Genomic DNA, 12,972 nt, shown 5'->3' on the forward strand with positions numbered 1-12,972 from the left:
CCCGCGAGGTCTGGTCTTCAATGCTGCGACAGCAAGGACTGTCGCAAACGATCTGCTGTCCGAGTTGAAGCGCAACACAATCATGCAGACAGCGTAGAGCCGCCGCGCCGGGCGATGATGATAATAATGTTGAACTCGCGCACGTCCTGCAGGCGCGGCAGCGAGGCATCGGCGATAAGCACCGTCTCATACAACGAAGGTCCAAGCGGACGCCTCAAGTCTTCGCCAAGACGTCGCCGAGTCCTTTCGGCGCCGCCACTGTGCTAGCTCCCCGTCATCACGATCGAGCCGCCAGATGCGTGGCAGACTCGGGGCGATGAGGTGTCCTGTAGCGACACGATTATTACGCATTGGCCGCTTAGACACGGATGAAGGAGAAAGAACAGCGAGAGGACAAGCCACGATGAGTCAGAACACTGCCGGCGCTACGCCGTTTCCTCTCGGCGTTTTCGTCGGGAACCCGAATTATTTTGATTCAAATGAGGAGGCGAGTTTCGAAGCGAACTTCAACGCTTTCTCAACCCTGATGAAAACCAAGCCGCAGTTCCTCGATCAGTATGGCGATCAGCGCCTGCCCGTCTCGGATTGGGTTGGTCAATCGAGCTGGAATGCAGCATCGATGGCGCAATCGCCGGTGCTCAAGGGGGTCACGCCGGTGATCGGTCTGCCGATGACCTCGACGGCATCGGGCTCGGAAACCCCTGATCAGTTCTACAAGGATTTCGCAGCCGGCAAGTACGATTCCGTGCTGACGAACATGGTCAAAGCCTGGGCCGACAAAGGCTTCACGACACAGATCTGGCGCCCCGGCTGGGAGATGAACATCAACACCATGCCCTCCTATGCCGGCGACGACGCCGCGACGCGCGCCGATTGGGTCAAGGCATTCCAGCACATCTACACCGTGTTGCACGCTGCAGGCGCGGCCGAGGGCGTGAACATCGAGGTGGCGTGGAACCCGAGCGTGACGAACTACAGCCACGCCGGCAATGTCATCCAGAGTGCTTACCCTGGAGACCAGTATGTCGATATCATCGCCGCCGACGTCTACGGCGACGTCTATCCGTACGGTTCATCGACCCACCTCTATGACTGGGACAAGAGCGGGCAAGTCCTCAATTCATCCCAACCGGTCTACGACTCCAGCGTTCAGCAATGGGCGTCAGACCCGGTCAATCTCCAGCATTACTACACTTACCCGGCTTCCAACCAATGGTCGCTCAATGGCAGCGACGGCCACGCGACCACACTTCAGCAACTGATCGATCTCGCCAAATCGACAGGGAAGCCGTTTGCTATTGCCGAGACCGGTGCGGGCAATACGCATGACGGCGCGGGCCTCACCGACAATCCGACGTTCGTGAAGTGGCTCGCGGATACGCTGCATCAGTCAGGGGTTAACGTCAGCTTCGTGAACATCTGGGATTCGAACTCCGGCGGATCATATGGTTTCACGGGTTCCACCGACCACAAGCCGCTCGAGGCTGCGGCATGGACCAAGTATTTCGGCGACCCACCGGTGTCGGCATCCCAGTCGACGTCAACGATGTCGTCGACCTCGTTGGACAGCCATGGGGTCGGCGACAGCGCCGCAAGCGTCAGCCAACCGGCCGCGCCGGAATCCACAGCGGCCCAAAACACCAACGTAGCCGAGACTGCAAGGGACAGCTTTCATTTCGATTTCGCGCCTCCCGTAACCAGTCATCCGAGCCCCCCGTCGCTCACAGCTGGAATTGCTGGCAACAATGCTTTTGTCTTCCAGGAGCATGCTGACGCAAATTCTGGCAGCCGGGACAGTCTCGCAGTGGGCGGAGATGCCGCCCACAGCAACCTGACCGCGCTCGTGAACGAAGCCCACACGGCCGCGGCGCACGACGCTGCCCCGGGCCATTCGGTCGACGCTATTCCAGAGAGCGCTCAGCACGCGGCGTTGCACAGCAACTTCTTCACTTTCTAGTTCTGTAGTCCGCTGTCGGTAGCGCTCAGCCTGTTCGGACGAGGCAAGAGCAAGTGTGGCCAAGCCGACCATCGAGCGCGCGATGCGCGCTTGATGGCCGGCGACACGCGCCCCATCGCGGCATCTCCACTTTGTGTCCCTCTCCACAGCCAGGCAGACATCACCGCCGGCGGCGCGCAGCAGGGATATCGAGTTCCACCCGGCTGGGCGGCCGTTTTGGACGTTAGCGACATCGTGCGCACCGAGCGGATGGTGGATCATCGGATCGGCGCAAGTATTGCCGAGCTGCCTTTTTGCCGACCGCGGTGACAAAAATGCAACGATTGCTATCCGCGTTAAGGCCAGTTCTCGCCCTTTGAGGGCAGCCGGGGCCGCGCCGCCTCATCGACACCTAAAGCGGCTGAACGGGGCCGTACTTTACCGGGATTGAAGACTTTGGCAGGATGTTGGCATCTGCCGCCGGATATCCTGACGGCGGCGGCCGCTCCAGGTCAAAGCTGGCCGAGGACGCTGTTGCGTCCACAAGGATGACAAAGGAGGCACCATGTTGGGGATCGTTCTGGCGAGTGGCATCTGCGGATTGCTGCTGGGACGCTACTTCAAGGTCTATGTCTGCCTCCCAGCGATGCTGCTAGTTATCCCGGCAGCCTATCTCGTCGGACACATGCACGGTTTGACGATGGGGATTGTTGCCTTCATTTCCAGCGTCGTCGCGATGCAAGGGTGTTTCCTGATCGGCGCGACCGTCCGCATCTTCATCGAAAACTTCGAGCCGCGGCGAGCGCCGTCGGAAGATTTCATTTAACTGGTCGCCGGCAGGATCATAGCGCGCCGGCGAGTACGCGTTCGGACGCGTTCTAAACGCCCCCCACGATCGCATTAAAGACACGACGCACTTCGGCCTGCATCTCACGCAAACGCGCTTCCAGCGCGGAGAAGTCCGGCGTGTCGCCGGCGCGTGCCATCACGCGCAGCAGGTCTTCACCGGCGGTCTCCGGGTTGAACTTGCCGATCACGCAGAGCCGCAGGATTTGCGTCAGATCGTGATACAGCCGCGCCGCCGAGCGCAGGATCTCGGCTTCGGAGTGCCCGAGCAGCCCGAGCCTTCCAGCATTGTCGAGCACCTGCATCGTCGAGACGCTGAGGATCTCGGGCTTTGCCGCCGCATGCGCTAGCTGCAGATACTGCGCGATGAAGTCGATGTCGACCAGCCCGCCCGCGGCGAGCTTGAGGTCCCAGACGTCGTCCTCGCCCTTCTCCAGCGCAATCGCGCGCCGCATATCGGCGACATCGGCGGCGGTGCTCGCCGCGTCCCGCGGCCGCGTCAGCACGCCGCGAATGATCGCCTCGATCCGCTCGCGGAAGTGCGGCGCAGCCGAAATCACCCGCGCGCGCGTCAGCGCCATATGCTCCCAGGTCCAAGCCTCGCGCTCCTGGTAGTCCGCGAACGCGTCGATCCGCGAGGCAACGGGGCCGGCGCGCCCGGACGGGCGCAGCCGCATGTCGACCTCATAGAGCACGCCGTAATTGGTGCGTGTGGTGAACGCGCTGATCAGGCGCTGGGTAAAGCGGGCAAAATACTGCGCACCATGCAATGAGCGCTCGCCGTCGGAATCCGGCGCCTGTTGGTCGTAGTCGTAGAGCAGGATCAGGTCGAGGTCGGAGGACGCCGTCATCTCGCGGCTGCCGAGCCGGCCCATCGCGATGATCGCGGTCTCCTGCCCCTTGATGCGGCCATATTGCGCGGCGAACTGGCCGGTGACCAGACCATGCACGGTGTGCACGATACCCTCGGCGACATCGGCAAAGGCGACGCTGGCATGCTGCGCCGACACCGTGCCGGACAAGATCCGCGTGCCGATCAGGAACAGGCTCTCCTGGCCGAACTGGCGCAGGCGATCGAGGAAGTCCTCATAGGATGACGCATCCTGCAATGTGGTGGCGAGCCGCTCCGACAGCTCCTTCTTGTCCGGCATCGCGCCGAAGAAGCGGGGGTCGATCAGGCCGTCCATGATCTGCGGCTGCCGCGCCAGCATATCGCCGAGCCGCGGCGCCGCGCCGAGGATCAGCGCCACCAGCGCGACAAGGTCGCGGTTCTGGCTGAGCAGCGAGATCAGCCGCCCGCCGCGCTGCAACGCGCCCAGGAAGCGGTCGAACGCCGCCACCGCATCGTCCGGGTCTTCGGCATGCGCGAGGCCGTCGATCAGCCCGGGAATGAATTCGAGGAACGCCGCGCGCGTCGCCTCGACGCGCAGCGCGCGATAGTCGCCCGTCATCCACTGCTGCACGGTCCCGGCGACCGCAACCGGCTTCTTGAAGCCCAGATTGGCGAGATGCTCGATCAGGCGAGCGTCCTCCGGCCCTGCCCCGTAGTCGATCTGCGGCAGATTTGCGGTGCCGGTCGGATCGTCGCCCTCGAACAGCTTGCCGTAATGGCTCTGGACGATCTTGAGATGGCCGAGCAGGTCTTTCGCGAAGGCCTCGCGGTTCTCGTAACCGAAGAAATGCGCAAAGCGCTCGACCGCTTCGGCCTGTTCGGGCAGCGAATGGGTCTGCTCATCGGCGATCATCTGCAGCCGGTGCTCGACCCGGCGCAGGAACTCATAGGCCGTGGTCAGTTCGTCGCGCGCCTCGTAGGTGATCCAGTTGCTGTTGGCGAGAACATTCAGCGCCTCCAGCGTCGGTCGTACGCGCAGTTCCGGATGCCGCCCGCCGGCGATCAGTTGCTGGGTCTGAGCGAAGAACTCGATCTCGCGGATGCCGCCGCGGCCGACCTTGACGTTGTGGCCCTCGACCGAGATCTCGCTCTGGCCGCGATAGGTCTGCATCTGCCGCTTCATGTCGTGGACATCGGCGAGTGCTGCGAAGTCCAGGTGCTTGCGCCAGACGAATGGCGCGAGTTCGGCAAGCAAAGCATCACCGGCCTTGGGATCGCCGGCGCAAGGCCGCGCCTTGATCATCGCGGCGCGTTCCCAGGTGCGGCCCTCGCGCTCGTAATAATGCAGCGCGGCGTCGGTGGAGATCGCGACCTGCGTCGAGGCCGGGTCCGGGCGCAGCCTGAGATCGACCCGGAAGACGTACCCCTCGCCCGAGCGCTGTTGCAGCATCCGCGCCATCGCCTGGGTGACGCGCACGAAGAACGGCTGCGGCTCGATGTCCTCGGCCAGCGAAGTGGCCGAGCGATCGAAGAACACGATCAGGTCGATGTCGCTGGAATAGTTCAATTCGCCGGCGCCCATCTTGCCCATCGCGAGCACGATCAGGCCCGAGCCCACCTCCGGATGTTCGAGGCCGACCGCAGCCATCCGGCCACGGGCGACTTCCTGCCGGAGCAGGTAGCGCAGCGCCGATTGCACCGAGGCGACGGCGACGTCGGTCAATGCCGCCGTGACCCGCATCACCGGCCAGACACCGCCGATGTCGCACAGCGCGATCATGAGCGCGGCCTCCGCCTTCATGCGGCGGAGCAGTTGCATCACGTCCGCCTCGCTGCCGGCGGCGAACACCTCGTGCGAGGTTCTCTCGATCAGTGCGGCAAGATGCGACTCCGGGTCGCATGACAGGATCCGGATCAGCCGCGCGGCGTCGGCGCGCGCGAGTTCGAACAGGTATGGCGAGAACTCGGCGATGCCACGCAGGATGTCCCTTGCGAAGGGATGTCCCAGCAACGCATTGAGCGCGTCCGCTTGCGCCGGCTCGAGCTCGGCGAACCAGTCGGTCAGACGCTGTTCAGCGGATTGGGGCGCGGCGACACGCGGTCCGTCCGCAAATCGCGCGGCGAGCCCCTGTCGATCCGCGTTTCCCGGCGCGGCGGCATTCATGCCGCCTTCTGTGGCACATCCTGCGTTTGAGCCGCAAGCCTGTCACTGCCGGCCGCCCGCGCGGGCAGGACCAGGGTCGCGACCAGGCCCGGGCGCGAATCGCCGAGGCGAAGCTCGCCGCCATGCAGCGTGGCGACGGCCGCGGCAAGGCTGAGGCCGAGACCGGAACCGGGTAAGGTGCGGCTCGCTTCGAGCCGGACGAAACGTTCCACCGCATGCTTGCGGTCGCCCTCGGGAATGCCGGGACCGTGGTCGGTGACGCTGAGCAGCACCTGGTTGCCGTCGCGGCGCGCCTCGATCAGGATTTCCTTTGCCGCCGCGCTTGGCGGCTCTGCGGCCGTTTCCGGCTTGCCATATTTGATCGCGTTCTCGACCAGGTTGGCGAGCGCCTGGCTGATCAATTCGCGGTTGCCGTGAATCGGCGCGGGCGTCGTCTTCACCCGCAGCGTCATGCCGTCGTCCTCAGCCAGCGGCTCGTACAGCTCGTGGATCCCGTTGGCGACGTCGGCGCCGTCGAAATCGTCCATGTCGCCGCGCGCCTGGCCGGATTCGGCGCGTGCGATCATCAATAAGGCATTGAAGGTGCGGATCAGGCCGTCGGACTCCTCGATCGTCCGCTCCAGCGCCGCGCGATAGTCGGCCTCGCAACCGGACCTCGCGAGCGCCTCCTCGGCGCGATTGCGCAACCGTGTCAGCGGCGTCTTGAGGTCGTGGGCGATGTTATCGGAGACTTCCTTCAGGCCCATCATCAGCGCCTCGATGCGCTCCAGCATGGCGTTGAGATTTTCCGCCAGGCGATCGAGCTCATCGCCGCTGCGGCCGACCGGAAGCCGACCGGAGAGATCGCCGGCCATGATGGTCTTCGTGGTGCCGGTCATGGCGTCGATCCGGTGCAGCACGCGGCGCGCGACGAAGATGCCGCCGCTGATGCCGAGCACGACGACAACGAGGATCGACCACTGTGCGGCCTTGGCGACGATCCCGAACAGCCGCCGCCGCTCCTCGAGATCGCGCCCGACCAGAAGGCGGAAACCGTTGGTCATCTCGGTGACGCGCACCAGTGCTCGGTGATCAGTATTGTCGTCGAGTCGCCGATAGGCCGTTTCCGACCAGCCCTGCGTGCCCATGACGCCCGGTGCCAGCGAGCCGACATTGCCGGCCAGCGCCTGCCCGTTCGGCGCCGTCACGAGATAGAGGTTGGCGCCGGGCCGCAGCGCGCGGTTGCCCATCGTGAACAGCAGGCCGTGCAGGCCGCGGCGATTATAGATGTCGGTGATCTCCCCGATCTCGGCATTCACCGTCGTGGTGATCTGCTCGGTGATCAGACGCCGCGTGTTCCAGGCGAAATAGGCCAGCAGCGACGCCGCAAACAGCGCAAACAAAAATAGATAAACCAGCGTCAGCCGAAACGCCGTGGTTCGGATCAGTTTACCGAATGCCGTCACGGATCATGTACCCCGCGCCGCGGATCGTGTGCAGCAGCGGCCGCTCGAATCCCTTGTCGATCTTGGAGCGCAGCCGCGAGATGTGCACGTCGATGACATTGGTCTGCGGATCGAAATGATAATCCCAGACGTTCTCCAGAAGCATGGTGCGCGTCACCACCTGCCCCGCATGCTTCATCAGATATTCGAGCAGGCGGAACTCGCGCGGCTGCAGCGTCAGCTCATCCTTGCCGCGGGCGACGCGATGCGAAAGCCGATCAAGCTCGAGGTCGCCGACCCGGTAGGTGGTCTCCTCGGCCGGGCCAACATTGCGCCGTGACAGCACCTCGACGCGCGCAAGCAGTTCAGCGAAGGAATAGGGCTTTGGCAGATAGTCGTCGCCCCCGGCGCGCAAGCCCTTGATGCGGTCGTCGACCTGGCCGAGCGCGGAGAGGATCAGGACCGGCGTGCGGTTGCCCTTGTCGCGCAGGCTCCCGATCAGCGACAGGCCGTCACGCTTCGGCAGCATACGGTCCACGACGAGCACGTCGTAATCGCCGGTTTCGGCCATCGACAGCCCTTCCTCGCCGTCGGATGCGAGATCGGCAACATAGCCGACTTCCCGGAATGCTTTCACCAGATAGTCGGCGGACTCGCGGTCATCTTCGATGATCAGAATGCGCATTTGCGGAGCGGTTGCGGTCACGGGAATTGGCCTTCTCTCACCATGGCGCGGCCGGCCTGCACATGCAAGACGACCGCGCATATTCTCGAAATGTTGCCGTCACAGGATCGGACCGGAAAACCGGTTGCCAATTTTCCGGATCGTGCGGGGGGTGAAAAAAGTGGGCGGTGAAGCTGGGGGACTTCACCGCCCTGAGCCCTTCCGACGGAGGGGGGCGTATTCCATCGAAAGGCACCGAAGGGAGCGAGCGAGGTGCCCGCCCCCGGAAAGCGCCGTCGGCGGGGGCGACTGATGCCGGCGACGCCTCCCAACTCATAGTTAACCCTTGGCCAGCGGCACTGCCACGAAGCGCGACGAACCGCCGCTCTTCACGCGCATGAGAACACTGTTCTTGTTGTCGTTGCGCGCTGCAGCGATCGCATCGCGCACCTCGCCGGCGGTGCCGACGGTCTTGCCGGCGACCTCGAGGATCACGTCGCCTTCCTTGAAGCCCCGCTCAGCGGCAGCACTCTTCGGATCGACTTCGGTCACGACCACACCGTCCTTGCCGGCGCCAGCCACGCTGTTGGCGGGCGCAACGGTCAGGCCGAGCTTCGGCACATCGGTACCGCGGTTGGAGTTGCCGCGATCGTTGTTGTCGTTGTTGGCCTTGGCCTCAAGGTTGTTCGGCAACTGGCCGAGCGTGATGTTGACGACCTTGTCCTGGCCCTTGTGCAGCACGTTCAGCTTCACCGAATTGCCGGGAGGCAGGCCGCCAATGGTGCGGGCGAGCTCGCGCGCATCCTTCACCGGCTCGCCGTTGACGGCCGTGATCACGTCACCGGACTCGATGCCGGCCTTGGCCGCGGGGCCGTTGGCCTGCGGTTCGGCAACCAGCGCGCCTTCCGCCTTCTTCATGCCGAGGCTGTCGGCGATGTCGGAGGTCACCGGCTGGATCTGGACGCCGATCCATCCGCGGCTGACCGAGCCCTTGTCCTTCAGCTGGGCGACCACGCTCTTCACGGTCGCTGCCGGGATCGAGAACGCGATACCGACGCTGCCGCCGGACGGCGAGTAGATCGCGGTGTTGACGCCCATCACCTCGCCCGACATGTCGAAGGCCGGACCACCGGAATTGCCCTTATTCACGGGCGCGTCGATCTGGATGAAGTCGTCATACGGACCGTTGCCGATGTCGCGGCCGGAGGCGGACACGATACCCGCGGTCACGGTGCCGCCGAGACCGAAGGGATTGCCGACCGCCAGCACCCAGTCGCCGATCCGCGGCTTGCCGTCGGAGAGCTTTGCGAACTGGAAGTTGGAACCACCTTCGACCTTGATCAGCGCGAGGTCGGTGCGCGGATCGGTGCCGATCACCTTGGCGGAATAGGTCTTGCCGTCGTCGGTCGTGACTTCGACCTTGTCGGCGCCGTCAACGACGTGGTTGTTGGTCACGGCGTAGCCGTCAGCCGAGATGAAGAAGCCGGAGCCCTGGCCGGTCACGACGCCACCGCCACGCGGCCCACGCAGACCCGGAGGGAAGCCATCCGGACCGCCGAAGCGACGGAAGAAGCGCTCCATCGGCGAACCCGGCTGGAACGGCGAGTCGTCATTGCTGTCGTCCTTGGAGAGCTTCTCGCGGATGTTGACCTTCACCGAGATCACCGACGGCTTCACGCGCTCGACGATGTCGGCGAAGCCCACCGGCTGCTGAACCTTGCGGACCTCGTTGTTGACCTGGGCATGCGCCGGGGTCGCGAACAGCGAAGCATCGTGCGAGGGGCTGAAGCCATAGACGGCGGCGCCGAGACCGGCGACGACCGACGCCATCAGCGCGAACTTGCGAGCAGACAACAGCGAGCGCTTCGGCTGCTTGTAGGACGGAAAGGATGAGAGGTCGGGACGGTCGGTCATTTCTTGAAATCTCCAGGGGCAGAAATCGTGGTGCAGGGGCCGGCACCTGATGCCTCTGAACATGGGGTCATCAGCCTTACGGCGCGCTGGCTGCGGTATTAAACTTTTGTAATTAAGAGAAGTCGGCCTGCGGCAGAATAACGCAGACAAATGAATAACTTAAAAGGAACTTAAATCCGTTTGTCCGGCGCTGATTCCGCGGCTAGCAGGCGTTCCAGCCGCGTCTGTTCCTCGGCCGTCAGGGCCGAGTCGGAAAGGCTTCCGCCTTTGGCCGTATTTGCCCTCCGCCTGCCGAAGCGCCAGAGCGCCAACCCACCCAGCAGAAGCGCCAGCGGCGGGGTCAGCCAGAGCAACAGCGTGTGCTCGTTGAAGCGCGGCTTCAGCAGCACGAATTCGCCATAGCGCGCCACCAGGAAATCGATCACCTGCCGGTTGCTGTCGCCGGCCGCGATACGCTCGCGCACCAGAAGGCGGAGGTCGCGCGCTAGCGGCGCCTCCGAATCGTCGATCGACTGGTTCTGGCAGACCATGCAGCGAAGCTCCTTGGAGAGCTCGCGCGCCCTCGCCTCCTTCGCAGGGTCCGACATGACCTCGTCGGGCAGCACGGCATGTGCCGGCAGCGCCCCCAACAGCAAGGCGGCGGCAAGCAGGCCGGCAGTGAGAGCGCGCGACCGCATCACTCGGCCGCCTGCAATGCGCGCGCCGCCTTGGCCGGCTTCGGCGCCCCGACCCGCAAGCGGCGGTCCGACAACGACAGCATGCCGCCGAACGCCATCAGCACCGGTCCCCACCAGATCAAGAGCACCAGCGGCTTGTGATAGATGCGCACCGCGATCGTGCCGTCGGCTGAGGTGTCACCGAGCGAGATATAGAGCTGGCTCGCGCCGCGTGTCAGCAGCGCCGCCTCCGTCGTCGATGCACCACGCGTCGTAAAGTTGCGCTTCGACGGCGTCATCGAGGCGACCTTCTCTCCTTCGCGGCTCACGGTGAACCGGGCGACCATCTCGCGGAAGTTCGGCCCCTGGCGCGGCGTCAGGCCATCGAGCCGCAACTGATAGCCGGCGACCGTGGCGACGTCGTTCGCCTTCATCGCACCGATATATTCGCTGTTCCAGGTGGTCTCGCAGACGATGCCGATCAGCGCGACGCCGAGCCCGGCATGCGCAAACACGGTGCCCCATGTCGCGCGCGGCAAGCCACGCGCGCGGCGCAGCGAGATCGAGAACGGGATGCGGAACAGCCCGATACGTTCGGCAAGATCGCACAGCGCGCCTGATATCACGAACACCGCAAGTCCGATCGCGAGCGGTGCCAGCGTTGCGCCGCCATAGGTCCACGCCCAGACCAGCGCGATCGCGACAAGCGAGACGATGCCGGCGGCCGTCAGCCGCTGTGCCGCTCCCAGCAGGTCACCACGCTTCCAGGCAAGCAGCGGCCCGAACGGCACCGCGAGCAACAGCGGCACGAACAGCGGCGCGAAGGTGAAATTGAAGAACGGCGCGCCGACCGAGATCTTCTCGCCCGTCAGGACCTCGAGCGCCAGCGGATACAGCGTCCCGATGAACACGGTCGCGCACGCCGTGGTAAGCAGCAGATTGTTGAGCACCAGCGCGCCCTCGCGCGAGATCGGGGCAAACAGCCCACCCTGTTTCAACGCCGGTGCGCGCCAGGCAAAAAGCGAGAAGCTGCCGCCGATGAAGACGAAGAGGATCAGCAGAATGAAGACGCCGCGCGTCGGATCGGTGGCGAATGCGTGAACCGATGTGAGGACACCGGAGCGCACCAGGAAGGTGCCGAGCAGCGACAGCGAGAAGGTCAGGATCGACAGCAGGATGGTCCAGACCTTCAACGCGTTGCGCTTCTCCATCACCAGCGCCGAATGCAACAGCGCGGTGCCGGCAAGCCACGGCATCAGCGAGGCGTTCTCGACCGGATCCCAGAACCACCAGCCGCCCCAGCCGAGCTCGTAATAGGCCCAGTAGGAACCCATCGCGATGCCGAGCGTCAGGAAAATCCACGCGGTCAGGGTCCACGGGCGCACCCAGCGCGCCCAGGCGGCGTCGATCCGGCCCTCGAGCAGCGCAGCCACCGCGAAGGAAAACGAGATCGAGAAGCCGACATAGCCGAGATAGAGCATCGGCGGATGCACCGCGAGGCCGATGTCCTGCAGCACCGGATTGAGATCGCGTCCCTCGATCGGCGGATTGGCGATGCGCAGGAACGGGTTCGAGGTGATCAGGATGAAGAGATAGAATGCGCTGGCGATCCAGGCCTGCACCGCCAGCACATGGGCGCGCAGCGACAGCGGCAAATTGTTGCCGAAGGCCGCGACCAGGCCGCCGAACAGCGCCAGGATCGAGACCCAGAGCAGCATCGATCCTTCATGGTTTCCCCACACGCCGGTGATCTTGTAGATCATCGGCTTCAACGAATGCGAGTTCTCGTAGACGTTGACGACCGAGAAGTCCGAGGTGACGTGCAGCGTCACCAGCGCGATGAATGAGGCCGCGACGAACAAGAGCTGGGCCAGCGCAGTCGAGCGCGCGACATTCATCAATGCGACGTCGCGCCAGCGCGCGCCGAGCAGCGGCACGACGGACTGAATCAGCGCCAGCCCAAGCGCGAGCACCAGGGCATAATGTCCGCTTTCGGCGATCATCGCATGGCTCCCTGCGTCGGCGCCGCCGAAGCGCTCGGCTTCGCAGCGTAGTCGTCCTTCCAGTGGCCCTGCTTCTTGAGGGCTTCGGCGACGTCCTTCGGCATGTATCTCTCGTCATGCTTCGCAAGCACGGTATCAGCACGAAACACGCCGGACGCATCGAGCGTTCCTTCGGCGACGACGCCCTGCCCTTCGCGGAACAGGTCGGGCAGGATGCCCTTGTAGGCGACCGGGAGGGTCGCACTGCCGTCAGCGACGGTAAAGGTCACCGCGAGATTGTCGCCGCGCTTGACCGAGCCCGGCTGCACCAGGCCGCCGAGCCGGAAGCGTGTGCCCGGACCAAGATGCTTCTCGGCGACCATCGAGGGCGTCGAGAAGAACACGATGGAATCGCGCAGCGCATTCAGCACCAGCCCCGCCGCGATCCCGAGCACCGCGAGCGCGCAGCCGATCAGAGTCAAGCGCCGTTGCTTCCTGGTCATGGTCCATCCTTGCGCATGACGTGCTCCGAAAACCGCTGCACACTCTTCGGC

9 protein-coding genes are annotated in these 12,972 nt (G+C 64.5%); 2 read left to right on the forward strand and 7 right to left on the reverse strand.

The window, feature by feature from the left end; genetic code table 11:
• Positions 1 to 403 precede the first annotated feature (403 nt).
• Positions 404 to 1,957, forward strand: coding sequence for a hypothetical protein (locus tag MTX19_RS24915; RefSeq protein WP_280979754.1), 1,554 nt, complete (start codon positions 404 to 406; stop codon positions 1,955 to 1,957).
• Between the two features lie 544 nt (positions 1,958 to 2,501).
• A complete protein-coding gene (locus tag MTX19_RS24920; RefSeq protein ID WP_280979755.1) occupies positions 2,502 to 2,762 on the forward strand; it encodes a hypothetical protein in 261 nt (86 codons plus the stop codon).
• A 52-nt stretch (positions 2,763 to 2,814) separates the two neighbouring features.
• On the opposite strand, the gene MTX19_RS24925 is transcribed toward MTX19_RS24920, so the two are convergent.
• From MTX19_RS24925 to ccmE, 7 genes are all read right to left on the reverse strand, one after another.
• Positions 2,815 to 5,778 carry a bifunctional [glutamine synthetase] adenylyltransferase/[glutamine synthetase]-adenylyl-L-tyrosine phosphorylase gene (locus MTX19_RS24925; RefSeq protein ID WP_280985511.1) on the reverse strand — a complete coding sequence of 988 codons (2,964 nt, stop codon included), beginning with the start codon at positions 5,776 to 5,778 and terminating at the stop codon, positions 2,815 to 2,817.
• Positions 5,775 to 7,223, reverse strand: a complete 1,449-nt coding sequence (locus MTX19_RS24930; protein WP_280979756.1) for an ATP-binding protein — start codon at positions 7,221 to 7,223, stop codon at positions 5,775 to 5,777. The genes MTX19_RS24925 and MTX19_RS24930 overlap by 4 nt, the downstream gene beginning before the upstream one ends.
• Positions 7,207 to 7,887, reverse strand: a complete 681-nt coding sequence (locus MTX19_RS24935) for a response regulator transcription factor (protein WP_066503271.1) — start codon at positions 7,885 to 7,887, stop codon at positions 7,207 to 7,209. Before MTX19_RS24935 ends, MTX19_RS24930 begins: the two co-directional genes overlap by 17 nt.
• 318 nt (positions 7,888 to 8,205) lie before the next feature.
• A complete protein-coding gene (locus MTX19_RS24940; RefSeq protein ID WP_280979757.1) occupies positions 8,206 to 9,780 on the reverse strand; it encodes a Do family serine endopeptidase in 1,575 nt (524 codons plus the stop codon).
• A gap of 170 nt (positions 9,781 to 9,950) precedes the next feature.
• Complete coding sequence (locus MTX19_RS24945) at positions 9,951 to 10,457, reverse strand: cytochrome c-type biogenesis protein (protein WP_280979758.1); 507 nt, start codon at positions 10,455 to 10,457, stop codon at positions 9,951 to 9,953.
• Complete coding sequence (locus MTX19_RS24950; RefSeq protein WP_280979759.1) at positions 10,457 to 12,439, reverse strand: heme lyase CcmF/NrfE family subunit; 1,983 nt, start codon at positions 12,437 to 12,439, stop codon at positions 10,457 to 10,459. Before MTX19_RS24950 ends, MTX19_RS24945 begins: the two co-directional genes overlap by 1 nt.
• A complete protein-coding gene (gene ccmE / locus MTX19_RS24955; RefSeq protein WP_280979760.1) occupies positions 12,436 to 12,921 on the reverse strand; it encodes a cytochrome c maturation protein CcmE in 486 nt (161 codons plus the stop codon). Before ccmE ends, MTX19_RS24950 begins: the two co-directional genes overlap by 4 nt.
• Between the last annotated feature and the right edge of the window lie 51 nt (positions 12,922 to 12,972).

It is taken from the genome of Bradyrhizobium sp. ISRA464, assembly GCF_029910095.1.
Classification (GTDB): Bacteria; Pseudomonadota; Alphaproteobacteria; order Rhizobiales; family Xanthobacteraceae; genus Bradyrhizobium.